Origin of the sequence: Achromobacter veterisilvae, assembly GCF_037619525.1 — a bacterium.
In the GTDB taxonomy this organism is placed as follows: Bacteria; Pseudomonadota; Gammaproteobacteria; order Burkholderiales; family Burkholderiaceae_B; genus Achromobacter; species Achromobacter veterisilvae.
Genome location: NZ_CP148753.1, coordinates 2,918,770 through 2,942,804, shown reverse-complemented (window position 1 = coordinate 2,942,804; position 24,035 = coordinate 2,918,770). Strand labels below are relative to the sequence as shown.

Sequence of the window (24,035 nt, the reverse complement as noted above, 5' to 3'; positions counted from 1 at the left end):
TCAGGACGTATGAGTAAGAGAAGGTGAATCGGTAGACGAATCGGCCGATGCCTCAGCGCTATCCCCCGTGTACCACTTGGGATAGTGCTCAGCCACCACCGGGCCGCCGGTGCTGAGCGCATGGCAGCCGTCCAGTTGGAATGGACGCCGGTTCGGGTTGTTTTCCTGCCGCCGGCGATTGGCCATGGTCTGGACCGCCGCGGTGGGAAGCACCTGCGACAGCTCGGTCATGTGCGTACAGCCCTCCACGTGCCCGAACCGCTCCTTGACCTGCTGACGGAACCCCTTGAGCAGGTTCATGCCGATGAGATCAGTGTAAGCCGGCTCGATGGCCATGCAATGCGCCCCATAGGGGGCGGCGTCATAGACGGCCTGCGCGGCCACGATCGAGAAATTCTCGTCGATGGTGATGCGCAGGTGCATATGGTGGATGGGTTGGCCGGCCTTGAACATCTCGCCGTCGCGCTTGGGAAAATCGTACGCCTTGACGTCGATCAACTCGGCTTCCAGGTCCCATAGGCCATCATCACGCGCATACGATTGCACGCGTATGGAACGCGTATGCAGTGGCTGGCGAGGATAGTCCGGCGGTGGCAAGGGCATGCTGGGGGGCCTGCGAGGCGAAGAGGGCCTGCGCATGGTGCGCGGCAACAAAACCTTGAAAGTATAGCGCAGGCGGCTCTTCATCGACCGCCTGGGCTTGCCGCCTCCCGAGGGCCGGTTTCCGCCCCGCGGCTCTCTCAACGCAAAAAAAAGCTTGCGCCACGATGGCGCAAGCCGGTCTTGCATGGCCGCCGCCCGGCGCCGCGGCGCCGGGCGTATCGGCTAGGCCGCCTGGCGCAGGGCGCGGGCCGCCTGCACCATGCCGATCAGCGCGGCTTCGGTTTCGGGCCAGGCGCGCGTTTTCAGGCCGCAGTCAGGATTCACCCACAGGCGTTCCTTGGGCAGGCGGGCGGCCGCCTTTTCCATCAGGCCGACCATCCAGTCCACCTCGGGCACGTTGGGCGAGTGGATGTCGTACACGCCGGGGCCGATGTCGTTCGGGTAGCGGAAGTCCTCGAACGCCTTCAGCAACTCCATATTGGAGCGCGAGGTTTCGATGGTGATCACGTCCGCGTCCATGGCGGCGATCGACTCGATGATGTCGTTGAACTCCGAATAGCACATATGGGTGTGGATCTGCGTTTCGTCGCGCACGCCGGCGGTCGACAGGCGGAAGCAATCCACGGCCCAGTCCAGGTAGGCCTGCCAGTCGGCCCGGCGCAGCGGCAGGCCTTCGCGGATGGCGGGTTCGTCGATCTGGATGACGCTGATGCCGGCGGCTTCCAGGTCCACGACTTCATCGCGCAGCGCCAGCGCCAGTTGGCGGCAGGTCTGCTCGCGCGGCTGGTCGTCGCGCACGAAGGACCACTGCAGGATGGTGACCGGGCCGGTCAGCATGCCCTTGACCGGCTTGTCGGTCAGCGACTGCGCGTAGGACGACCAGCCCACCGTCATCGGCGCGGGGCGGGCCACGTCGCCGAAGATGATCGGCGGCTTGACGCAGCGCGAGCCGTAGCTTTGCACCCAGCCGTTCTTAGTGAAGGCGAAACCGGCCAGCAGTTCGCCGAAGTATTCCACCATGTCGTTGCGCTCGGGTTCGCCGTGCACCAGAACGTCCAGGCCCACCTTTTCCTGGAAACGGATGACTTCCTCGATTTCCTTGCGGATGGCGGTCTCGTAGGCCGAATCGGTCAGCGCGCCGGCCTTCCAGTCCCGGCGCAGGGCGCGGATTTCCGCGGTCTGCGGGAAAGAGCCGATCGTGGTGGTCGGGTAGGCGGGCAGGCCCAGTTGCTCTTGCTGGCGGGCGATGCGGCCGGCGAACGGCGCGCGGTCGCGCGACACGCCGGCGGCGGCGGCCATCCGCTGGCCGACCACCGGATTGTGGATGCGGGCGGAGGCACGCCGGGCGGCCAGCGCGGCGCGCTGTTTCGCCAGGCCGCCCTGCACGGAAGCGTCCGTCGCGCTGTCCAGCGCGCGGCCCAGCAGGCTCAGTTCATCCAGCTTCTGCGCGGCGAAGGACAGCCAGCTCTTGAGTTCGGCGTCCAGTTCGGTTTCATGGGCCAGGTCCACCGGCACGTGCAGCAGCGAGCACGACGGCGCCAGCCACAGGCGGTCGCCCAGTTGCTGCTTGATCGGGGCCAGCGTGGCGATGGCGGCGTCCAGGTCGGTGCGCCAGATGTTGCGGCCGTTGATGATGCCGGCCGACAGCACCTGGTCGCCGCGCAGGCCGGCAACCACTTCCGCCAGTTGCTCCGGCGCGCGGACCAGGTCCACGTGCAGGCCGGCGACGGACAGGCCCAGCGCCGTGGGCAGGTTGTCCTTCAGTCCGTCGAAATAGGTGGCCGCCAGCAGCTTGACCGGGCTGGCCGACAGCGTGGCGTAGACCTCGCGGAAGGCGTCGCGCCAGGCTTGGGGCAGGTCCAGCGCCAGGATGGGTTCGTCGATCTGCACCCATTGCACGCCCTGCTTGGCGAAGCGCGCCAGCACGTCCTGGTAGACGGGCAGCAGCGCGGCAAGCAGCTTCAGCTTGCCGGCGTCGGCGGCGCCTTCGGCGAACGCGTCGCCCTTGCCCAGGTACAGCCAGGTCAGCGGGCCCGGGATCACGGGCTTGACGGCGTAGCCCAGCGCCTGCGCTTCCTGGATCTGTTCGAACAGCGATTCGCGGGCGATGCGGAAAGTCTGGCCGGGGACCAGTTCCGGCACGATGTAGTGGTAGTTGGTATCGAACCACTTGGTCATTTCGCAGGCGGCGGCGGGCTTGCCGGACGGCGCGCGGCCCCGGCCCATGCGGAACAGGGTGTCCAGCGACACCGGCTCGCCGTCCTTCTGGCCGAAACGCGCGGGCACGGCGCCCAGCAGCGTGGTCCATTCCAGGATCTGGTCGTACCAGGCGAAGTCGCCGGCGGGCACGAACTTCAGGCCGGCGTCGGCCTGCAGCTTCCAATGCCGGGCGCGCAGTTCGCGGCCGGTCTGTTCGAGCGCTTCAGCGGTCTGCTTGCCTGCCCAATAGGCCTCGACGGCGCGCTTCAGTTCGCGCTGGGCGCCGATGCGGGGGAACCCCAAATTATGAATCGTAGTCATGTGAATACCGTCGTAAGACAAAATTTGTTCAAGTGACGGCTATTCTGAGGCCAAACCAACATGAATCAAAATCAATGTCTACATCCATAACATGAGAGAATCTCATAAAATATAAGCTCATTTCCCATCCCTGCAATCCCATGCTCGAAATCCGCCACCTAGAAACGCTGACGGCCATCCGCGAAGGCGGCAGCCTGCAAGAGGCCGCCGAACGCCTGCACCTGACCCAATCGGCCCTGTCGCACCAGTTGCGCGACCTGGAAACCCGGTTGGGCACGCCCCTGCTGAACCGCCGCACCCGGCCGGCCCGCCTGACCACCGCCGGCCTGCGCGTGCTGGCGCTGGCGGACGAAGTGCTGCCCCGCATCCGCGCGACCGAACGCGAGTTGCAGCGGCTGGCCGCGGGCCGCACGGGGCGGCTGCACCTGGCGATCGATTGCCATTCCTGCTTCCAGTGGCTGATGCCGGCCCTGGACGCCTTCCGCGCACAGTGGCCGGACGTGGCGCTGGACCTGTCGGCGGCGTTTTCGTTCGCCCCCCTGCCCGCGCTGGTGCGCGGCGATCTCGACCTGGTCATCACCTCGGACCCGCAGCCGCTGGACGCCGTGGAATACCTGCCGTTGTTCAGGTACGAACTGGTGCTGGCGGTATCGGACTCCAATCCGCTGTCCGGCAGCAAATTCGTCACGCCCGAGCAACTGGCCGACCAGACGCTCATCACTTACCCGGTGGACAAGCAGCGCCTGGATATCTTCACGGCCTTCCTGGACCCCGCCGACGTGGAGCCGGCCGCCGTCCGCAAAGCGGAGCTGACGCCGATCATCGCGCAACTGGTGGCCAGCAACCGGGGCGTGGCGGCGCTGCCCAATTGGGCGCTGACGGAATACATGAACCAGGGATGGCTGCGCCTGTGCCGGCTGGGGCCGCAAGGCGTGTGGCGCACGCTGTACGCCACGGTGCGCAGCGAGGACACGGACGCGTCGTACATCGACGAATTCCTGACCATCACCCGCGACGTCTGCTTCAAGACCTTGTCGGGCATCAAGTCCGCGAAATAGAAAGGTCTAATCGAAGGATGATGGCGCCTCGGGGTGGAGGTGTCTGGTGGCGAAGGTGTCTGACACCCGGGGGAGACCGCAGGCGAGGTGTCTGACACCCGTGAAGCGTACGGGCAAACTGAAGCGCATCTCACCTGGGTGTCAGACACCGGGGGGAGACCGCAGACGAGGTGTCTGACACCCATGAAGCGTACGGGCAAATTGAAGCGCATCTCGCCTGGGTGTCAGACACCGGGGGAGACCGCAGGCGAGGTGTCTGACACCCGTGAAGCGTACGGGCAAATTGAAGCGCATCTCGCCTGGGTGTCAGACACCGGGGGAGACCGCAGGCGAGGTGTCTGACACCCTTGAAGCGTACGGGCAAATTGAAGCGTATCTCGCCTGGGTGTCAGACACCGGGGGAGACCGCAGGCGACTCGCCCCCCCGGCGCCGAAACGCTCAATCGTCGTCGCCTTCGCCCAGGATGCGGCGGATAACGTCGTGCGCAAAACCGCGGCTGGCCAGGAAGCGGGCCTGCTTGGCGTAGGCCGCGCGGTCGTCGGGCCTGGCGTCGAAACGTTTCTTCCAGACCTCCAGCGCGCGGTCGTATTCGGTGGCGCGCAGTTGCTCGCGCAATTCAGCGACCTGGCCGTCGTCCACGCCGTGCTGGCGCAGTTCCTGGACGATGCGCGCCGTGCCCTGGCGCGATGCGCGCCGATGGACCAGGCCCTGGGCAAAGCGTTCATTGGACAGCCAGCCCTCTTTTTCCAGGGCGTCGAGCACGGCCTCGACTTCAGAGGGGTCTTCCGCATGGGCGGCGAGTTTGCGCGCCAGTTCGCCGCGGGCGTGTTCGCGCCGCGACAGATAGCCCACGGCCCGCATCTTCAGCGACGGGCCTTTGCGGGCGGACTTGCCGTCGTCGCCGGCCTCATCGCCTTCGGCGGCGGCGGCGCGGCGGCCGCGCCCCGCGCCGCGCTCTTCGGAGCTGCGCTGCCATTGATCCCGCGGGCCGGCGGGCGCCGCCGCCTCCTGCTCGCGGCGCGCATCCGAACTGCGGCGCAAGCCCTGGGGCTTGGCGACGGTTTCGAACTCGTCATCCAGCTTGGCGCGAAGGCGGTCGGCTGACGCGGGGGGCGGTTTCCAGCTCATGCGTTTCCTGCTTGCTATGCACAACGGCAGGCCCATCGAGGCGCCTGCCGCAAGCGATCGGGCCCAGCCCGCGCGATGTGCGGGCCGTCGGCGGAAACCCGCGGGCGGCCCGAGACCGTCTCGATTACTCGGCGGTGTCTTCCGCCGTGGGCACGAACTCGGCCGCGCGGCTGACGATGCCCTGGTTCTCGCGCACGCGGTTCTCGATCTCGATGGCCATGCTCTTGTGCTCTTTCAGGTATTCGCGGACATTGTCCTTGCCCTGGCCGATGCGGTTGCCGTTGTAGCTGTACCACGCGCCGGACTTGTCCACCACATTGGCGGCCACGCCCAGGTCGATGATTTCGCCTTCGCGCGAGATGCCGGCGCCGTACATGATGTCGAACTCGGCCTGCTTGAACGGGGGCGCCACCTTGTTCTTCACGACCTTGACGCGGGTTTCGTTGCCGACCACCTCGTCGCCCTTCTTGATCGAGCCGATGCGGCGGATGTCCAGGCGCACGGACGCGTAGAACTTGAGCGCGTTGCCGCCGGTGGTGGTTTCGGGGTTGCCGAACATGACGCCGATCTTCATGCGGATCTGGTTGATGAAGATGACCATGCAATTGGTGCGCTTGATGGTGGCGGTCAGCTTGCGCAGCGCCTGGCTCATCAGGCGGGCTTGCAGGCCGGGCAGCGAATCGCCCATTTCGCCTTCGATTTCGGCCTTGGGCACCAGGGCCGCCACCGAGTCGATGACGATCAGGTCGACCGAGCCCGAGCGCACCAGCGCGTCGGTGATTTCCAGCGCCTGTTCGCCCGTGTCCGGCTGCGAGATCAGCAGGTCGGTCAGGTTGACGCCCAGCTTGGAGGCGTACTGCACGTCCAGCGCGTGTTCGGCGTCGACGAAGGCGCAGGTGCCGCCGATCTTCTGCATTTCAGCGATGACCTGCAGGGTCAGCGTGGTCTTGCCCGACGATTCCGGACCGTAGATCTCGACCACGCGGCCCCGCGGCAGGCCGCCGACGCCCAGCGCGATGTCCAGCCCGAGCGACCCCGTGGAAACCACCTGGATGTCATGCGAGACCTCGTTGTCGCCATAGCGCATGATCGAGCCCTTGCCGAACTGCTTTTCGATCTGCGAGAGCGCGGCGGCAAGCGCCTTGGCCTTTTCCGATGCGGCGGCCTTGGTGGTTTTGTCGTCCATGTAGAGTCCTGTCTGTAACGTATCTGGTGTCGAAGGGGATTGCGGTCTGGCTGGCCGGGTTTGGCTGACCGGGGCTGGCGGATGCTTTGAGCTACGGATCAGATTATGGCACCGGATTATACTGTATAAAAAACCAGTGTGCCAGTATTTTGCACGTATACCCTGAGTGGCAAGTGCAAGGCCGTATGCCAGAATGCCAGACGAATCCGGCGCTTCATCCCCTTTTTGCGCCGCGGCGTTTCTTCTTACTGTAGCCCATGCGTATCCTGATCGCCGAAGACGACAGCATCCTGGCCGACGGCCTGTCCCGCTCGTTGCGGCACAATGGCTACGCCGTGGATGCCGTGCGCGACGGGCTGGCGGCCGATTCGGCGTTGGCGGCCCAGGCCTTCGACCTGCTCATCCTCGACCTCGGCCTGCCGCAACTGGCCGGCCTGGAAGTCCTGCGGCGCCTGCGCGCCCGCAACTCCGCCCTGCCCGTGCTCATCCTGACGGCCGCCGACAGCATCGAACAGCGCGTCAAGGGCCTGGACCTGGGCGCGGACGACTATATGGCCAAGCCCTTCGCCCTGTCGGAACTCGAAGCCCGCGTGCGCGCGCTGACCCGGCGCGGCGCCGGCGGCGGCGCCACCCTGCTCAAGCACGGCCGCCTGCTGTTCGACCAGACGGGCCGGGTGGCCATGGTGGACGACCAGACGCTGGACCTGTCGGCCCGCGAGGTCAGCCTGCTCGAGATCCTCCTGACCCGCAGCGGCCGCATGGTCAGCAAGACCCAGCTCGTCGACCACCTCTGCGAGTGGGGCGAGGAAGTCAGCACCAACGCCATCGAGGTCTATGTGCACCGCCTGCGCAAGAAGCTCGAGCCCAGCGGCGTGAAGATCGTGACCGTGCGCGGCCTGGGCTACTGTCTTGAGCGTGACCAGGGTGCCGCGTACCTCGCAAGCTGACCCCGCGCATCCAGAGGCGCTCAATCAGGAAGCACTGGATGTCATGCAGGCCGGGTCCAGGGGCCCGAGCTTCGCGCCGCCCCAGCGTTCCCTGCTGGGCGAGATCCTCGACTGGATGCTGGCGCCCCTGTTCCTGCTGTGGCCGATGAGCGTCGCCATCACCTACGTGGTCGCGCAGAACATCGCCAACGTGCCCTACGACCGCGCGCTGGCCAACAATCTCCACGTGCTGACCCGGCAGGTCCATGCGCAGGACGGGCGCGCCATGCTGAAGATGTCCGACGCCGCCCGCGAAGTGCTGCACGCCGACGAAACCGACAGCGTGTTCTGGCTGGCGCTGGGCAGCCGCGGCGAGTACCTGGGCGGCGACCGGGCGCTGCCCCTGCCCTCCACCGTGGGCCAGCCCCGGCCCGGCGAAGTGCAATACGAGGACGCCACCCTGCGCGGCTTCGGGATCCGGCTGGCGTTCACCTGGGTCGACCTGCACCTGCCGAACACGCAACCCGCGCTGCTGATCGCCGCCGAGACGGTCGAGAAGCGCACCCAGTTGGCCAACGACATCATCAAGGGCGTGATCATTCCGCAGTTCGTGGTGCTGCCCATCGCCGTGCTGCTGGTGTGGTTCGGGCTGTCGCGCGGCGTCGCGCCCCTGAACGCGCTGCAGCAGCGCCTGCGCGCGCGCCGGCCCGACGATCTTTCCCCCATCGACGAGCGCGCCGCGCCGTCCGAGATCGCGCCGCTGGTGGCCGCCATGAACGACCTGCTGGACCGGCTGTCCTCCAACGTGCAGGCGCAGCGCCGCTTCGTCGCGGACGCCGCGCACCAGTTGAAGACGCCGCTGGCCGGCCTGCGCACCCAGGCCGAACTGGCGCTGCGGGACGCCAGCCCCGAGGAAATGCAGTCCAGCCTGCGCCAGCTCGTGACCGGCTCGGAACGCGCCACGCGCCTGGTGAACCAGTTGCTCCTGCTGGCCCGCGCCGAGAACCCCAGCGCCATCGGACTGACCCGCACGGACATCAACGCCATCGCCTACGAGCAGGCCATGCACTGGGTGCCGCAGGCCCTGTCGCTCAATACCGACCTGGGCTTCGAAGGCGCGGACGCGCCCGTGGAAATCAGCGGCAACCCCTTGCTGCTGGCCGAACTCCTGAACAACCTGGTGGACAACGCGCTGCGCTACACGCCGCGCGGCGGCCACATCACCGTGCGCGTGCGGATCCTGCACGGACACGCCGTGCTCGAGGTGGAAGATTCCGGCCCCGGCATCCCCCCCGAGGAGCGCGAGCGCGTGTTCGACCGCTTCTACCGCGTGCTGGGCACGATGTCCGACGGCAGCGGCCTGGGCCTGGCCATCGTGCGGGAGATCGCGCAGAAGCACCAGGCCAGCGTCGAAATCCACGACCATCCGACCGCGCATTCGTCCCTGCCGGGCATGCGGGTCCGTGTGGTTTTTCCCCTCTACGCGGAACCGCCGGAGCCATCGGAGAGCTAGGACTATCCCTAGCACCCCCCGGAAAAGAAACTTTTTGTTTCAATTTTAAGATTCAAGTAAGTATCCCGTCAGAACCTCGTCAGCCTCGCCCCCCAATGTTGCGTATAGCTCTCGATGTCGGTGTCGCCGGCGGAGGGCGGTGCACGGCGGACCACCGCCGGCAACAAAAACGAGGAGACATCATGAGCACAACAACCATGGCAGGCCGCGGCCCCTCCGCGGGTCCGCGCCCGATGACCAAGGATGAACGCCGCGTCATCTTTGCGTCGTCGCTGGGCACGGTTTTCGAGTGGTACGACTTTTATCTCTACGGTTCGCTCGCGGCCATCATCGCGCAGCACTTTTTCTCGGGCGTGAACCCGACCGCCGGCTTCATCTTCGCGCTGCTGGCCTTCGCGGCGGGCTTCGCCGTGCGGCCCTTCGGCGCGCTGGTGTTCGGCCGCCTGGGCGACCTCGTGGGACGCAAGTACACCTTCCTGGTCACGATCGTGATCATGGGCCTGTCGACCTTCCTCGTCGGGGTGCTGCCCAGCTACGCCAGCATCGGCCTGGCGGCGCCGGCCATCCTGATCGTCCTGCGCCTGCTGCAAGGCCTGGCGCTGGGCGGGGAATACGGGGGTGCCGCGACCTACGTCGCCGAGCACGCGCCCCACGGCCGCCGCGGTTTCTACACGTCCTGGATCCAGACCACCGCGACGCTGGGCCTGTTCCTGTCGCTGCTGGTCATCCTCGGCATCCGCACGTTCATGGGCGAAGACGACTTCAAGGCCTGGGGCTGGCGCATCCCGTTCCTGATCTCGGTCGTCCTGCTGGGCATCTCGGTGTGGATCCGCCTGCAACTGAGCGAATCGCCGACCTTCAAGCGCATGAAGGAAGAAGGCAAGGGCTCCAAGGCGCCGATCGCCGAATCCTTCGGCCAGTGGAAGAACCTGAAGGTCGTGATCCTGGCCCTGCTGGGCCTGACCGCCGGCCAGGCCGTGGTCTGGTACACCGGCCAGTTCTACGCCCTGTTCTTCCTGACGCAGACGCTGAAGGTCGACGCGAACACCGCCAACATCATGATCGCGCTCGCGCTGCTGATCGGCACGCCGTTCTTCGTGATCTTCGGCGCGCTGTCGGACAAGATCGGCCGCAAGCCCATCATCATGGCGGGCTGCCTGATCGCCGCCGTCACCTACTTCCCGCTCTTCCAGGGCCTCACGCACTTCGCCAACCCCGCGCTGGAAAAGGCGCAGGCCACGGCGCCGGTCACGGTGATCGCGGATCCGGCCACGTGCTCGTTCCAGTTCAACCCCGTGGGCACCTCGTCGTTCACCAGCTCTTGCGACGTGGTCAAGTCGTTCATGGCCCGCAACTCGGTGAACTACAAGAACGAAGCCGCTCCGGCGGGTTCGGTCGCCAAGGTCAAGATCGGCAATGACGAGTTCGCCTCGTTCGACGGCAAGACCATGCCGGCGGCCGACTTCAAGGCCAAGGCCGCGGAACTGGACAAGGCGCTCACCAGCGCGATCCGCAGCCACGGCTACCCCGCCAAGGCCGATCCGGCGCAGACCAACAACGTCATGGTCGTCGTGCTGCTGACCGTCCTGGTGATCTACGTGACCATGGTGTACGGCCCGATCGCCGCCATGCTGGTGGAAATGTTCCCGACGCGCATCCGCTACACGTCGATGAGCCTGCCCTACCACATCGGCAACGGCTGGTTCGGCGGCTTCCTGCCCCCGGTCGCCTTCGCCGTGGTCGCCGCAACCGGCAATATCTACGACGGCCTGTGGTACCCGATCATCATCGCGGTAATGACCCTGGTCATCGGCACGCTGTTCGTGCGCGAAAGCAAGGACAACGACATCAACGCCTAAACGTCCATCCCCCGCCGGACGGGACTGCTGCGCCCGCCCGGCCTTTAAAAGCTCCTTATGGAGCTTTTTTTTTGCCCCGAGATTCAGGACCATGTCAGACCATCGACATTAGACTGGGCGCTCAGATTACGGCCTTGCGCCAGATCGACCGACGATTGATCCCCCTGTCGGACGATTGCAGGGCCAGTGTTCTGACACCGATACCGCGTTCCCCGCGAGCCTTTTATGACGCGGTATTGTGTGCTCCCGTACCGGCCCGGCCTTCATTGAGCCGGGCCGCTTTTTTTTGCGCGGACGAACGCAAAAATGGCGGCCGCGACGCGTCCGCCATCCACTGGCCGGCATAGCGGCCGCCAGCGCCCGCGGGAATCAGCGGCGCATGCCCACGCCGATCGCCACCACGCCCGCCACGATGGCCGCGATGCCCGCCCACGCCGGGATCGGCACCGACTTCTCGGTCTCGGCGGTGGCCTTCACCGAGCCGATCTGCAGCACGGTCTCCTCGGATTTGTAGTTGAAGCCCTTGTAGGCCAGGGCGGCGATGCCCAGGACGATCAGGACGATGCCTATGATCTTCATTTGTTATCTCCAGTTCGACATTGCTGCGGCGGACATTAGCGCATAGGCGACCGGATGTCAGTGACAGAAGGTGTCGCATCGCGCTCCCGTATTGCAGCACTTCGGCAATATCTCCGCGTCGTATAGAATCACCCCTTTTGGCCGACGCTCATGTGGTTCAAGAATCTCAAGATTTACCGCCTCTCCTCGCCGTGGACGCTGATCGGCGACCAGCTTGAAGAAACGCTGGCGCGGCATGCCTACCAGTCCGGCAACAACCTGGAAATGCAAAGCCTGGGCTGGGTTCCGCCGCGCGAAAACGGCGGCCTGGCCCATGTGATCAATGGCCAGATCCTGCTCAGCCTGCGGGCCGAGAAGAAGCTCCTGCCCGGCACCGTCGTGAACCAGGTCGCCAAGGCGCGCGCCCAGGAAATCGAAGAGCAGCAGGGCTACAAGCCCGGCCGCAAGCAGATGAAGGAAATCAAGGAGCGCGTCACGGACGAACTCCTGCCGCGCGCCTTCAGCGTGTACCGCGACACCCGCGTGTGGATCGACACGCAGAACCATTGGCTCGTCGTCGATGCCGCCGCCTCGGCCAAGGCCGACGAAGTCATCGGCCTGCTGGCCAAGTGCATCGACCCCTTCCCGCTCGAGAACCTGTACGTGGCGCAGTCGCCCGCGTCGGCGATGACCGGCTGGCTGGCCGAAGACGAGGCCCCGGTCAACTTCTCCATCGACCAGGACACCGAACTGCGCTCCTCGGGCGAAAGCGGCGCGGCCATCCGCTACGTCAAGCACTCCATCGACGCCGACGACGTGCGCCGCCACATCCAGTCCGGCAAGCAATGCACCCGCCTGGCCATGACCTGGGCCGACCGCATCTCGTTCGTGCTGACCGAGGGCCTGGACATCAAGCGCGTCGCTCCCCTGGACGTGCTGAAGGAAGGCAACGAAGGCGTGGCCGCCAACGACGACGAGAAGTTCGATTCCGACATGATGCTGATGACGGGCGAGCTGGCCAAGATGATGGCCGAACTGGTCGACGCGCTGGGCGGCGAAAAGAAGGTGTAAACCGCCGGCGGCAAGGCAGCCGCCTTGCGCCCGCAGACGAAAAACGCGCCACGAGTGGCGCGTTTTTCATTGCCCGGGCACTGCTACGCGGCCTCGCTGCGGTCCCGGCCCGCCTGCTTGGCGCGGTACAGCGCCTTGTCGGCGCGGTCGATCAGGTAAGCGTAGTCCGGATGCCCGTCGAACGTCGCGACGCCGATGCTGGCCGTGATGTGCAGCGGGCCGGCTTCGGTCAAGGTGAACACCTGGCGGCGGATCTCGGCGCCCAGTTTCTGCGCCGCGGCCAGCGCCGCTTCCCGCCCCGCGTCCACCAGCAGCACCAGGAATTCCTCGCCGCCATAGCGGAACACGAAGTCGCTCGAACGGCACGACTGGTGCAGCACCTGGGCGAACTGGCGCAGCACCTGGTCGCCGCCGGAGTGGCCGTGCCGGTCGTTGATCGCCTTGAAATGGTCGATGTCCAGCAACAGCACGGAAAACTCGGTGCGCTGCCGGCGCGCGATCGAAATCTCGCGGCCGACCACCGACGGCAGGAACCGCCGGTTCAGCACGTTGGTCAGCGGGTCGCTGCCGCTCTCGATCTCGGCCACCATGTCGAACAGGCCGTTGAGCAGATGCTTGATGCGCGCCACCAGCTCCTGCAATTCACGCACGTGATCCGGGATGGAGGAAACCTGGCCTTGCGTTTCGCCCCGCAACAGCCGCGGCAGCACCTCCTCGTCCAGCCGCGCGACGGCTTCGGTGACCTGTTGCAGGGCCGGCGCGCTTTCGAACATCGCCGCACCCTTGTGCTGCAGCCACAGCCCGAATTCCGACGCCGCCAGGCGCGGCAGCGCCTGCCCGGGCGCGCGGTAGTGCAGGCCGATCAGCACGGCCTGGCTCCATTCCAGCAATGCCGCGCGCTGCCGCTCGCGTTCGGTGGAAATGTTCTGCCCCAGGGCGAAAAGCCGGTAGGCCTCGTCGTTGCGGGCGCCGCGGCTGATGTCGCGCATGAACGCGCGGCTCATCTGCTCGACGGCCAGGTCGAACAGATTGCACACGTACTGCGTAGCGACGGACGCGGCGGCGCCGTCCAGGTCGCTGGCGCGCAGGCGCAGGGCGATCTCGTTCTTCAGGATGCGCGCCCCGGCCATCACCAAGTGCATGGGGATATGGACGCGGGCGTGCACCTCGCCCACTTTCTTCTGCGTGGCCATCAAGGTGGCAACGTCGCCCTGCTCGCGCACGCACAGCAGCCCCTTCAGCCAGCGGGTCATGCCGCTGTGCAGGCGGGTGGCCACGATTTCGTGCGACAGGCGCGGGCCCGCCTCGGCGTCGGCCAGCAGGACGGAATAGAACGTATCCACCAACTGCGACACGCTGTCCGCCACCACCGCCGCGACCTGCCCGCGGGTATAGGCGTCGACCGAACGGTAGACGGCCTCCCAGGCCTGTTCATTGGATGCGCTCAGGTAGCACGCCCGGCCGGACGCGTCATCGGACCGGCCAGCAGAAGACGGAATGCCAGGACTGCTTGAAGACATAGATAATCCGCCCGAAGGCTCCAAGGCGTGCCCCGGGAGCGACACGCGACACGCGACAGAAAAAAGCCAGCGCGGATTATGCTTCAAATCCCCCTGCCCGGGCCGGCTGGGCGCCGCCGCAGCAGGGGTATTCGGACCAAGTCGCGATCAATCCAGGCCGTGGAAGGTCGAATCGTCCGGGCCGACGTGGGACGGATGCTGCCACGTCACGTCGCGCATCGAGTGCTGGACCAGGCCTTCCACGCCCAGCAGCACCGCGAAGATCGCCATGCGGATGGGAATGCCGTTGTCGGTCTGGCGGAAGATCGCCAGGCGCGGATCGTGGTTGAGGTCCACGCTCAGGTCGTTGGCGCCGGGACGGCTGTCGCGCGGCAGCGGGTGCATCACGATGGTCTCGGGGCTGCAATAGGCATCGATGATGGCGCGGTTGATCTGGAAGTCGGGCGTATAGCCTTCGTTCTCTTCATTGGCGAAGCGCTCTTTCTGCACGCGGGTCGCGTAGATGACGTCCGCGCCGGCCAGCCCTTCGGCCAGCGAGCTCTTCTGTTCGATCACGTTGCCGTTGCGGCTGGCCTGGTCGACGATGTAGGACGGCATTTCCAGGCCCCGGGGCGACACCAGCGAGAATTTCACGTTCTTGTACAGCGCCATCAGCTTGATGAGCGAATGCACCGTGCGTCCGTATTTCAGGTCGCCGACCATGGCGATGTGCGCGCCGTCCAGCAGCTTGCCCAGGCGCGAGAACTCGGTCAGGATCGTGTACAGGTCCAGCAAGGCCTGGCTCGGGTGCTCGCCCGGGCCGTCGCCGCCGTTGACCACGGGGATGTTGGTGGCGCGGGCGAATTCGGCGACCGAGCCCTGGTCCGGATGGCGGATGACCATGGCATCGACGTAGCCGCTCATGACGCGGCTGGTGTCGTAGATGGATTCGCCCTTGGCCATGGACGAGAACGTGAAGCCCGTGGTGTCGCAGACCGAGCCGCCCAGGCGGCAGAATGCCGAACCGAAGCTCACGCGGGTCCGCGTGCTGGCCTCGAAGAACAGATTGCCCAGCACGGCGCCTTCCAGCACGCGCGACACTTTCTGGCGGCGCGCGATCGGCTGCATCATGTCGGCCACGCGGAACAGGTCCTCGACCGACTCGCGGGTGAACTGGTCCACCGACAGGAGCTGGTGCTTGCCTTCCACGGCGATGCGCTCGCGCAAGGGGCCGTCTTGTACGCTCTGCGTATATTTTTCCAGCAACACCCCGTTCTGCACGATTTCGTTGACGAAACGCTGCACCACCTCCGGCATCGCCCGGAACTCCTGCGAGCCTTCCGGCAGCAGCCAGGTATCCAGCGCCCGGCGCTTGACGCCGATGCGGGTGGCGAAGACGTCGCGCGTGAGGTTCAGGCGCCGCATGGCGTCGCGCAGAAAGGCTTGCTGGGAGATGGTCATGACGGGCCCCAAAGAGGAGGATTTATATACGCAATGCGCATATTATTCTCAACACAAACGCAAGTCCAACATTTTTGCGCACATGGGTTTACCCGCAGAATCAGCGGCTTGTGTAGGCCGTCATCTGGGGCGGATCCGTGACCGCCTGCCCGGCCGCCAGCCAGCAGGCCGCGCAGAACGCCAGCGCGCTAAGCACATAACACAACGCGGCCAGCACCTGCGCCGGCCAATGGGCGCGCGTCAGGTGCCCGGTGTAGCCTTGGCGCAACAGGCTCACCTGGGCCAGATAGGCGAACAGCGCGCCCAGGCAGCTTGCCAGCAGGCCGGCCAGCAGCAATTCCAACGGCCACTGCAGATCGGGCGCGGCGACGTCGCCGCCCACGATGCCCAGCGAAAACCCGGTCAAGGCCAGCGCGGCAACGCCGTTGAGCCAGCCCAGGAAGCGGAACGCCCCGGCGAACAGCGAGAACGACAGGGCGCCGGCGCGGATCTGCTGGGAGCGGGCGTCCATGGATCAGCCTTCGGCGCCCTTGCGGCACACGGGCGTGGCGCTCTGGATGGACGCCTTGGCGGCGGCGATCTCCGCCGCATCCCATTGCCCTTCGCCCAGCACCGTGATGGTCACCTTGGACGTGGAAGGCGTGTCGGTCTCGGCGGCGATCAGTTCCAGCACCTTGGCCGGCTCCGTCACTTTATAGAGTTGCACTTCGTCGGGCGCGCCCTTTTCGCCCTTCACGTGGCGCCACGCGTAGGCCACGTTGTAGGCATGCTGCACCTGGACGTGGCAGACGCGCACGTATTCGCCGGCGCGGCGGAAAGCGGCCTCGTAGTTGGTATTGACGCTGAAGGTCTCCTTCAAGACGGCATCGGACTCGTAGACCCCCCTGCTCGCGCAGCCGGCCAACACAGCCGCGACCGCCATTCCCACCCACACAGACTTGCGCATGACACTTCCCGCTTCGTGATTCGGATTTTCGAGATTATGCCCCAGCCGTACCTTCCATTCCCGAACGGCCTGGCAATGAAAAAAGCCGCGCGCGAAATGCCTGGGCATTCCACGCGCGGCCTCGAGCCGGGGTCGCGGCTGACGGCGCTGCCTACTTGGTGGCCGCGCCTTCTATCTTTTCCCCGCCCCGCTGGATGTCCTTGCCGGCGCCCGCAACGGTATTGCAGCCGGCCGAAAGCGCGGCGATCGAAAGCAGCATGACGAGAAAAATCTTGTTTTTCATGAACATCTCCTGTCTGGCCGAGGAAAGCGGAACCCAGCATACCGCAAAGTCCCCGATTTGGGCATCCTCGGCCAGCGCGTTTCATGGCGCCGGCCGCCCCGCTCGGCCGCGGCGCAGCGGCGCCCGGACCGGCCCGCGCCTGTCGCGAAATTGCCGGCAATGGATTAGGATGCGCAAATGATCAAGAAACACGTACCGCAGAGCAATGGTTCCACCCCTCAAGGCTGGGGCTGGGAACAGCCTCAATGTCGCGGACAGGCGGCTTTGGCGCTGTTCATCGACGATCTGCATCGAATTTTGCAGGCTCACGCCGCCGGCAAGCTGGCGGACAGCAGCACGCTGGCCGACGCCCAACGCGACGTGAACGAACTGGTGGCCCGCTACAACGAAATCGGCGCCGCGCCGGATATTTTCCTTGGACAGTCTGTCGAACTCAAAGAAGGCGTGGACCGTAACGGCGTATCCCATACGGTGCCGATTTTTTCGCCACGTCTGAAGCAGTCATTGGTGTCGATGCTGGGCCAAGCCGGCTGAAGCGCCCAGGGACCAGAACAGCCATGGCAGGAGACCCACAATGAATACCGACAATGTCGTAGAGTTTCTCCGTCTGCTGTCGCTGGATGTCACGCTGGGGGCCGCCGCCCAGCAAGCCGCCAGCCAGGCCGACGCGCCCCAGGCCCTGGCCCGCCTGGCCACCGCGCACGGCCTGCCGTGCAGCGCGGCCGATTGGTCCTCTTTCGCCCGTAGCTGTCTGGACACCACGCATTCGGCCGACCAGGAATCCGGCATGGCGGAAGCCGCCATCTGGCAATTGGTGCAGGATCCCGCGCAGGGCACCGGCATCCCGGCCAGCGCCATTACCCGGGTCATCGGCATCATCACGCAGCCCGAAGGCGGCCCGCCGGTGGTGGGCCACGTCGTCGGCGACCTTGCGCCGCGCGCGCCCGCGGGCATGGCGCCCTACCCGTCGAGTTCCTGACCTGGCTGCCCGGCCGCCAGGAAATCCATGACGCCGGAGGCGGCGGCGACGCCGCTCGCCATGCAGGCCGTCAATAGATAGCCGCCCGTCGGCGCCTCCCAGTCCAGCATCTCGCCGGCGCAGAAGACGCCGGGCGCCGAGCGCAGCATCAAGCCAGGCGTCAACGCATCGAAGGACACCCCGCCCGCCGTGCTGATCGCCTCGTCGACGGGGCGCGGCCGCGTCAATATCAGGGGCAGCGCCTTGATGCGCAGGCCGAGGCGCGCCGGATCGCGGAAATCTTCCGCCGTCGCGCATTCGCGCAGCAGGCCCGCCTTGACCCCCTTGAGCCCCAGGCGGCTCTGCAGATGGCTGGACATGGAGCGCGCGCCACGCGGATGCGTCACCGCCGCCAGCACCTTTTCCCGGGGCCAGTCCGGCAACAGATCGAGCATGGCGGTCGCCTCGCCGGCGGCCTCGATCCGGTCCCGCAAGGGCGCCGACAGCGCATAGACCAGGCTGCCTTCTATGCCGGTTTCCGAAATGACGAATTCTCCCTGCCGGGCCAGCCTTTCGCCCGCGGCGGTTTCGCAGGCCATGGCCACGGACTTCACGGGCAGCCCCGCGTTGCGCTCGCGGAAGTGATCCGACCACGCCACGTCGAAACCGCAATTGGCCGGACGCAGCGGCGCGACTTCGATGCCGTGCGCCCGCAGGCCCGCCATCCAGGCGCCGTCCGACCCCAGCCTGGCCCAGCTTCCACCGCCCAGCGCCAGGACCACGGCGTCGGCCGCATACGTCTGCCCGCCCTCGGGCGTATCGAAGCGCAGCGCCGCGGCGCGGGGCCGGGAACCGGCCGGCCATCCCAGCCAGCGATGCCGCATGTGCAGCCGCACGCCGCGGGCGCGCAGCCGGGCAAGCCAGGCCCGCAATAGCGGAGCCGCCTTCATTTCCTCGGGAAACACGCGCCCGGACGACCCCACGAAAGTCTGGATGCCGAGCCCATGGGCCCATTCCCGCAAGCCGGCGGCGTCCAGCGCCTCCAGCCACGGCGCCACCTGCGGCGCGCGGGCGCCGTACCGGGCCAGGAACGGCCCGGCCGGCTCGCTGTGGGTCAGGTTCAAGCCGCCCCGCCCGGCCATCAGGAACTTGCGGCCGACGGAAGGCATCGCATCGAACACGTCCACCTGCACGGCATGCCCGCTCAGGCTTTCGGCGGCCATCAGGCCCGCCGGACCGCCGCCGATGATGGCGACGCGCTGGGCGGCCGGACTCATGGCGCCGGCGCCTTCAGGCCGACGGGAGGGACAGGTGAGGCACGGTGCATGGGAAAGAAATCGAGAGGAAACGCGGGCGCGGGACGGGCAAGGATTGTCGCACAGCCGGCCGGCCGCCCCGACGCAATAAACGCCCCGAAGGGCGTTTATTGAGCGCAAGCGCCAAGTGCTTGTTATGGCGGGGAAAAGCGGACATGCGCAAGGGCTATCCCAAGGCTTGTCCACAATCGCTGTGGGCAACTTTGCCCCGGGCGGCCCGGGGCGCCGCTTTGCGCACTAGGCGCGGACCGCCGCCTGCATCGGCCCCGACCAGGGCTCGGAGTCCAGTTCGAACCGCAATTCCTGGAATTCGCCGTCCACCGCGACCGAAGGCAGCAGCCCCGCGCCCATCGCCTGGCCAAGCGCGCGGCGGCAGAGGGTTTCGGGATCGTCCGGCAAGGACTGGAAGACGCCGTCCGGGATGCGCAGCCGCAGCAGCGCCTGGGGATCGCCGCGCTCCGCGGGGCGGCCGATATGGATATGGGCGGGATAGCCGTGGGGGCACCAGATGCCCACGTGGTACTTGCCTTCAGCGCCGGTGTCGGCGACGTAGCCGGGATGATCGTATTTTGCTGTTCCCATGGACCCTCCTCGAATGCGGCAACCTAGCGCGCGTGCCCCATCGTAGCGCAGGGCCGCCGCCGTGTGCGGCCGTGGCGTACCCGGGAAAGCCCGGGATGGAACAAAGGTTTGACCCAGGGCAAGGCTTCCGGCGGAAAGCCGCGAGCCGGGCGGCGGCAAAGACAGAAAATGCCCCCACGCTACGCGCTGGCTGCCCCCTCGAGGGGGCGCTTTTTGTCTTGGGGCGGCTCGGCAACAAAAAAAAAGCCGCGATATGAATCGCGGCTTTTTTTCGAGGAAGGGCGCATTGGCATGCGCCGCCCGGGTGCCCGGGTCCTGCTTGAAACTGGTTGCGGGGGCAGGATTTGAACCTACGACCTTCGGGTTATGAGCCCGACGAGCTGCCAGACTGCTCCACCCCGCGTCTGATGTGTGAATCATACATCATTTTGAAATCTTGTGCAGCGCACCCAGGACTTTTTTTTGGTTTTCCGCCATGCCGGGCCAAAAAAAAAGCGGTCATATGGCGCAGCAGGCGGCTTGCCGGGCCCGGCCGGTCCAGGCAAATCACCTCCGCGGACACGATGGCCGTTATCCGCGCCACGCCCCCGTAGGCCAGGCCGTGCCCCTCGCCCGCGTTGACCCGCGCGGAGACCGCGCCAGGCAATCCTCCCGCGGCTTCCAGGCCGATCACCGGTTCGTCGACCCGCACGCTGCCGTCGACGCAGACGATGGTGGCGCCGGCGCGCAGGACGAGTTGCCGGCTGGCGCCGGCGGCAAGCGCCAAGCGGCGGGCGCGGATATCGGGGGCGAAATTCGAGTTCATGGCCATCTCCTGTCGGACAACTACAGGCTACCCGCCCCCTGCTATGCGCAACAGCCACACAATTCTGCTTTCTGTACCGATGCAGATCCTCGATTTTCAGGCTGTTATGGTGTACTTTGCATGGATCTGTGCCTAGTCTCATTCCAACCTCGGGGAGCATGATCGGCGCATGGATCCGCAACCGCTCTATCTACGCCTGGCCAACCACTACCGGCGCGCCATCCAGGCGGGCGTGCTGGCGCCGGCGCAGCGCATGCCCTCCGTGCGCACGCTGGTGCGCACCCATCACGTCAGCCTCTCCACCGCGCTGCAGGCCTGCCGCCAGCTCGAGGACGACGGGCTGATCGAAGCCCGGCCGCGTTCGGGATATTTCGTCCTGAAGCCGCGGCGCAACAGCATCCCCCCCGTCGGCGAGCCCGACATCCGCCAGACGCTGGGCGCCGCCCAGTACGTGGGCATCCACGACCGGGTGTCGGACTTCGTGGCCAAGTGCGACGCGCATCCGGTCAGCGCCAATTTCGCGCTGGCCGCGGCGATGCCGGAGGCCTATCCCATGGAAGCGCTCAAGCAGGCGATGACGCGCGCGCTGCGGCAGTCGCCCGAGGTGCTGGTCAGTACGGTCCCGCCGCAAGGGCATCCGGCGCTGCGCACCGTGCTCGCGCGCCGGGCGCTGGCCAACGGCATCAATGCGGCGCCCGACGACGTCATCGTCACGCACGGCTGCATCGAAGCGCTGAACCTGGCGCTGCGCGCCGTGGCCCGGCCCGGGGACACCATCGCCGTCGAATCCCCCGCCTACTTCGGCCTGCTGCAGGTTCTGGAAAGCCTGGGCATGCGGGCGCTGGAAATCCCCACCAGTCCTCAGCACGGCCTGTCGATCGAGGCGCTGGACCTGGCCTTCCAGACGCACGGCGATATCCGCGCCGTGGTCGTGGTGCCCAATTTCCACAACCCCCTGGGCTGCGTCATGCCCGAGGCGGAAAAAGCCCGGCTGGTGGCGCTGTGCGAACGCCAGCAAGTGCCGCTGATCGAAGACGACACCTACGGCGCGCTGACCGACGACGACACGCCGCTGCCCGCGGCCAAGTCCTGGGACGCGACCGGCAACGTCATCTATTGTTCGTCCATGCACAAGACGCTGGCCCCGGGCATGCGCCTGGGCTGGCTGATCGGCGGCCGCTGGAAGGCGCGCATCGCCATGCTGAAATTCGCCCAGAGCCGCCCCAACGAACCGCTCGCGCAAATGGCCGTGGCGGAATTCATGGGGTCCCGCGCCTACGACCGCCATCTGTCGCGGCTGCGCCGCTACCTGAAGGCTCAACGCGACCAGACCGCCGAGACCATCGCCGCGCATTTTCCGGCGGGCACCCGTTTGAGCGTGCCCCAGGGCGGCCTGCTGCTGTGGGTGGAAATGCCCGGCGGCCGGTCCGGCCTGGACGTCTTCGAGACTGCCCTGCGCCAGGGCATCCGGGTCGCGCCGGGCTCGATGTTCTCGAACGGCACCCGCTACGACCACTTCCTGCGCATCAGTTGCGGGCAGCGCACCACGCCGGACATCACCATGGCCTTGCAGACCCTGGCCCGCATCGTCGGCGAGCGGCCCAGATGAATCCGACGCTGCATCAATTCATCGTCGACTACGGCCTGTGGGCGGTGCTGGCCGGCACCTTCCTGGAAGGCGAAAGCGTGGTGGTGCTCGCGGGGTTCCTGGCGCACCAGCGCCTTCTGCACCTGCCCGACGTCATGCTGTTCGCATTCGCGGGGTCGTTCGCGGCGGACCAGTTGCTGTTCTACCTGGGCCGGCGCTATCGCGACAACCGCTACGTCAGGCGGGTCCGCGGGCAGCCCGCCTTCGCGAAGGCGCTGGCGCTGGTCGACCGCTATCCTCACGGCTTCATCCTGGCCTTGCGCTTCCTCTACGGCCTGCGCACCGTCGGCCCCGTGGCCCTGGGCGTGTCGCGCGTGTCGCCGCTGCGGTTCCTCGCGCTCAACGCCATCGCGGCCGTCATCTGGGCGGTGTGCTTCAGCGCGCTGGGCTACGCTTTCGGGCAGACGATCGAATCCCTGCTTGGCCGCCTGCATGGCGTCGAGACCAAGCTGGCGGTGGCCGCCGCGATCGGCGCGGCCATCGGGCTCGCCTACCATCTGTACGCCAGGCGCCGCAAATAGCCCCGGCGGCGTCAGAACACCAATTGGCCGCTGGCCAGCAATACGTGGCGCCGCCGCGCCTTGCGGTACCAGGCGCCGACCAGCGGCAAGCGGGCCAGGCGGCGCAGGATGGGATGGCGCTGATCGAAGTCGTGCCAGGCCTTGAAGCCGTGCCCCATGCGCTCCCAGCTCTGGCGCGCTTCGGGCGAGAGTTTGCCGGGGTCGAATGCCGCCAGCTTTGCCGCTTCCGAAACGCGCGCCATCATCGATCCGTCCCGGCCTTCCAATGAATACTGATTCCGCATGGGGGCGCATATTACCCGGCTTGGACGCCCCGTGACGGGCGGGGCGGCCAAGCCTCGGCATGCGCGGCTGGAGCCGCCTTTGACCGCCTCGGCCAAGCCCTTGTAATCAAAGGGATTTGCGCAGCTATGCCCGCGCTATCCCAAGGCTTGTCCACAGAAGTTGTGGGTAACTTACCGGTTTGCCGCGCCTACTTCAGGGCCGCGGCGATCATGTCGCGCACGCTCTCGAATCCGGCCACGTACTGCGGGTTCTCGGAGCGGGCCAGCAGACTGGAGTAGTTCTGTTCCAACTGGGCTTCGATCGCCTCGCGCAGGCCGGGCGAGGCCTTGACCAGGTGCAACATCGACAGCAGGGTCGAATTCAGCGCGTCGATACGGCCGCCCTGGTGCGAAATGGTATGCACGATGACGGCGATTTGTTCCTGGATGTCCATGGGTAAGCCTCCTGGCAATGAAAGTCGGCGCAAATCCTAGCACGGGCCCCGCCGGCGCTAGGCAAGCCCGGCGCGGCGCGCTAGCATGAAAGCGTAGCCGCAAGGGCGCCCCGGCGCACGCCGCCGGCCCCGTTTCCGCGGTGCCCGGAGCAAAACGGAGCGCGCTCATGAAGACGATCCAGAACTATGCCCCCCCGGACGCCCTGTCCATGCGACGCTTGCAGGACAGGCTGGGATACAGCGACGCACGCATGGCGGAGCTGGCCGGGCTGGACGCCGCCACCCCCTGGTCCAGTTACGTGGGCGGCCCCGAACCGCGCTCGCTGGGCCGGCAACGCCTGTTCTTCGTGGCCGCCCGCCTCGCCCTGGACGAAGAGGCGTGGCAGCGCGTGCTGGCCGCCATGCACGAATTCGGCGCCCGCTTCGACTACGCGGAACCGCCGGCCGCCGACGCTGCCCCCGCCCCCGAACCCGTGGCGGACGAGGAACGCAAGTTCGGCATGCTGCTCGTCAGCCGCAACGGCTCCTTCCACGAAATGGAACAGTTGCGCGAGTTCGCGCATTTCGCGCACGAACTCGACGTCAGCCGCTTCGTGCACTCGGCCTTCTACGACAGCGACATCGACCTGTGCCGCTTCAGCTTCGCCGACCACGACGGCCTGGACGCGGCGAGCCGCGACCGCATCTTCGACGCCGCGCGCAAGACCATCACGCGCTTCGAATTCGACGGGCGCGTCTACCAGGGCGGCATTCCTCCGGAATCGGACGGCTAAGGCGTGTCCGCGTCAAAAAGCGCCGCGCCTGGACCCCGCATTGACGCGGGCCGGCCGGGGCCTGTACCGTCGGCTCTCGCGCCCCCGCGCTCAACGCCACGG

24 protein-coding genes and 1 tRNA gene are annotated in these 24,035 nt (G+C 66.8%); 10 read left to right on the top strand and 15 right to left on the bottom strand.

Annotation, left to right across the window (positions count from 1 at the left end; translation table 11 throughout):
• Positions 1–603, bottom strand: coding sequence for a DUF2889 domain-containing protein (locus WHX56_RS13575; protein WP_129242766.1), 603 nt, complete (start codon positions 601–603; stop codon positions 1–3).
• 222 nt (positions 604–825) lie between these two features.
• Positions 826–3,123: a 5-methyltetrahydropteroyltriglutamate--homocysteine S-methyltransferase gene (gene metE, locus WHX56_RS13570; RefSeq protein WP_338881462.1), complete on the bottom strand. Its 2,298-nt coding sequence runs from the start codon at positions 3,121–3,123 to the stop codon at positions 826–828.
• Between the two features lie 140 nt (positions 3,124–3,263).
• Here metE and WHX56_RS13565 point away from each other — a divergent pair, with 140 nt between their 5' ends.
• Positions 3,264–4,181, top strand: coding sequence for a LysR family transcriptional regulator (locus WHX56_RS13565; protein WP_129242762.1), 918 nt, complete (start codon positions 3,264–3,266; stop codon positions 4,179–4,181).
• A 439-nt stretch (positions 4,182–4,620) separates the two neighbouring features.
• On the opposite strand, the gene recX is transcribed toward WHX56_RS13565, so the two are convergent.
• Positions 4,621–5,310: a recombination regulator RecX gene (recX, locus tag WHX56_RS13560; protein ID WP_129242760.1), complete on the bottom strand. Its 690-nt coding sequence runs from the start codon at positions 5,308–5,310 to the stop codon at positions 4,621–4,623.
• A 124-nt stretch (positions 5,311–5,434) separates the two neighbouring features.
• The gene (gene recA / locus WHX56_RS13555; protein WP_129242758.1) at positions 5,435–6,496 is read right to left on the bottom strand and encodes a recombinase RecA; all 1,062 of its coding nucleotides are present in this window, start codon (positions 6,494–6,496) and stop codon (positions 5,435–5,437) included.
• A gap of 257 nt (positions 6,497–6,753) precedes the next feature.
• Here recA and WHX56_RS13550 point away from each other — a divergent pair, with 257 nt between their 5' ends.
• The 3 genes from WHX56_RS13550 to WHX56_RS13540 all read left to right on the top strand — a co-directional run bounded on the left by WHX56_RS13550 (position 6,754) and on the right by WHX56_RS13540 (position 10,794).
• Positions 6,754–7,443, top strand: a complete 690-nt coding sequence (locus tag WHX56_RS13550) for a response regulator transcription factor (protein ID WP_062684519.1) — start codon at positions 6,754–6,756, stop codon at positions 7,441–7,443.
• Between the two features lie 115 nt (positions 7,444–7,558).
• A complete protein-coding gene (locus WHX56_RS13545) occupies positions 7,559–8,935 on the top strand; it encodes a sensor histidine kinase (RefSeq protein ID WP_129242811.1) in 1,377 nt (458 codons plus the stop codon).
• A 197-nt stretch (positions 8,936–9,132) separates the two neighbouring features.
• Positions 9,133–10,794: an MFS transporter gene (locus WHX56_RS13540; protein ID WP_165360255.1), complete on the top strand. Its 1,662-nt coding sequence runs from the start codon at positions 9,133–9,135 to the stop codon at positions 10,792–10,794.
• A 369-nt stretch (positions 10,795–11,163) separates the two neighbouring features.
• Here WHX56_RS13540 and WHX56_RS13535 read toward each other — a convergent pair whose 3' ends face one another.
• Positions 11,164–11,373, bottom strand: coding sequence for a hypothetical protein (locus WHX56_RS13535; RefSeq protein ID WP_129242754.1), 210 nt, complete (start codon positions 11,371–11,373; stop codon positions 11,164–11,166).
• A 150-nt stretch (positions 11,374–11,523) separates the two neighbouring features.
• Here WHX56_RS13535 and WHX56_RS13530 point away from each other — a divergent pair, with 150 nt between their 5' ends.
• Positions 11,524–12,423: a recombination-associated protein RdgC gene (locus tag WHX56_RS13530; RefSeq protein WP_129242752.1), complete on the top strand. Its 900-nt coding sequence runs from the start codon at positions 11,524–11,526 to the stop codon at positions 12,421–12,423.
• A gap of 83 nt (positions 12,424–12,506) precedes the next feature.
• Here WHX56_RS13530 and WHX56_RS13525 read toward each other — a convergent pair whose 3' ends face one another.
• From WHX56_RS13525 to WHX56_RS13505, 5 genes are all read right to left on the bottom strand, one after another.
• Entirely contained in the window at positions 12,507–13,943 is a 1,437-nt protein-coding gene (locus tag WHX56_RS13525; protein WP_338881461.1) for a diguanylate cyclase, read from the bottom strand.
• 147 nt (positions 13,944–14,090) lie between these two features.
• Positions 14,091–15,383 carry an aspartate carbamoyltransferase gene (locus WHX56_RS13520; RefSeq protein WP_129242748.1) on the bottom strand — a complete coding sequence of 431 codons (1,293 nt, stop codon included), beginning with the start codon at positions 15,381–15,383 and terminating at the stop codon, positions 14,091–14,093.
• Between the two features lie 100 nt (positions 15,384–15,483).
• Positions 15,484–15,894 (bottom strand): hypothetical protein, encoded by a 411-nt coding sequence (locus WHX56_RS13515; RefSeq protein WP_338881460.1) that lies wholly within the window; start codon positions 15,892–15,894, stop codon positions 15,484–15,486.
• Positions 15,895–15,897: 3 nt separating this feature from the next.
• Positions 15,898–16,329, bottom strand: coding sequence for a BPTD_2524 family lipoprotein (locus tag WHX56_RS13510; RefSeq protein WP_129242744.1), 432 nt, complete (start codon positions 16,327–16,329; stop codon positions 15,898–15,900).
• A gap of 151 nt (positions 16,330–16,480) precedes the next feature.
• Entirely contained in the window at positions 16,481–16,612 is a 132-nt protein-coding gene (locus WHX56_RS13505) for an entericidin A/B family lipoprotein (protein ID WP_129242742.1), read from the bottom strand.
• Between the two features lie 177 nt (positions 16,613–16,789).
• Between WHX56_RS13505 and WHX56_RS13500 the strand changes: the two genes are divergently transcribed.
• The gene (locus WHX56_RS13500) at positions 16,790–17,146 is read left to right on the top strand and encodes a hypothetical protein (protein ID WP_129242740.1); all 357 of its coding nucleotides are present in this window, start codon (positions 16,790–16,792) and stop codon (positions 17,144–17,146) included.
• 40 nt (positions 17,147–17,186) lie between these two features.
• The gene (locus WHX56_RS13495) at positions 17,187–17,591 is read left to right on the top strand and encodes a hypothetical protein (RefSeq protein ID WP_129242738.1); all 405 of its coding nucleotides are present in this window, start codon (positions 17,187–17,189) and stop codon (positions 17,589–17,591) included.
• Here WHX56_RS13495 and WHX56_RS13490 read toward each other — a convergent pair.
• The 3 genes from WHX56_RS13490 to WHX56_RS13480 all read right to left on the bottom strand — a co-directional run bounded on the left by WHX56_RS13490 (position 17,573) and on the right by WHX56_RS13480 (position 19,871).
• On the bottom strand, positions 17,573–18,847 hold the full coding sequence (locus WHX56_RS13490; RefSeq protein WP_338881458.1) for a TIGR03862 family flavoprotein: 1,275 nt from the start codon (positions 18,845–18,847) through the stop codon (positions 17,573–17,575). The two genes, WHX56_RS13495 and WHX56_RS13490, sit on opposite strands and share 19 nt — an antisense overlap.
• A gap of 276 nt (positions 18,848–19,123) precedes the next feature.
• Entirely contained in the window at positions 19,124–19,468 is a 345-nt protein-coding gene (locus tag WHX56_RS13485) for a hypothetical protein (RefSeq protein WP_129242735.1), read from the bottom strand.
• Positions 19,469–19,794: 326 nt separating this feature from the next.
• Positions 19,795–19,871 (bottom strand) — tRNA-Met (locus tag WHX56_RS13480).
• A gap of 571 nt (positions 19,872–20,442) precedes the next feature.
• Here WHX56_RS13480 and WHX56_RS13475 point away from each other — a divergent pair.
• A complete protein-coding gene (locus WHX56_RS13475) occupies positions 20,443–21,882 on the top strand; it encodes a PLP-dependent aminotransferase family protein (RefSeq protein WP_129242733.1) in 1,440 nt (479 codons plus the stop codon).
• Positions 21,879–22,442 (top strand): DedA family protein, encoded by a 564-nt coding sequence (locus WHX56_RS13470; RefSeq protein WP_287754538.1) that lies wholly within the window; start codon positions 21,879–21,881, stop codon positions 22,440–22,442. The genes WHX56_RS13475 and WHX56_RS13470 overlap by 4 nt, the downstream gene beginning before the upstream one ends.
• A gap of 11 nt (positions 22,443–22,453) precedes the next feature.
• Here the strand turns inward: WHX56_RS13470 and WHX56_RS13465 are convergent, their stop codons facing one another.
• Together WHX56_RS13465 and WHX56_RS13460 are read right to left on the bottom strand one after the other, a co-directional pair.
• Positions 22,454–22,687: a hypothetical protein gene (locus WHX56_RS13465; RefSeq protein WP_129242729.1), complete on the bottom strand. Its 234-nt coding sequence runs from the start codon at positions 22,685–22,687 to the stop codon at positions 22,454–22,456.
• Between the two features lie 227 nt (positions 22,688–22,914).
• Positions 22,915–23,160 carry a hypothetical protein gene (locus WHX56_RS13460; protein ID WP_043548951.1) on the bottom strand — a complete coding sequence of 82 codons (246 nt, stop codon included), beginning with the start codon at positions 23,158–23,160 and terminating at the stop codon, positions 22,915–22,917.
• 167 nt (positions 23,161–23,327) lie between these two features.
• Between WHX56_RS13460 and WHX56_RS13455 the strand changes: the two genes are divergently transcribed.
• Positions 23,328–23,933 (top strand): hypothetical protein, encoded by a 606-nt coding sequence (locus WHX56_RS13455; RefSeq protein WP_129242727.1) that lies wholly within the window; start codon positions 23,328–23,330, stop codon positions 23,931–23,933.
• Positions 23,934–24,035: the final 102 nt, after the last annotated feature.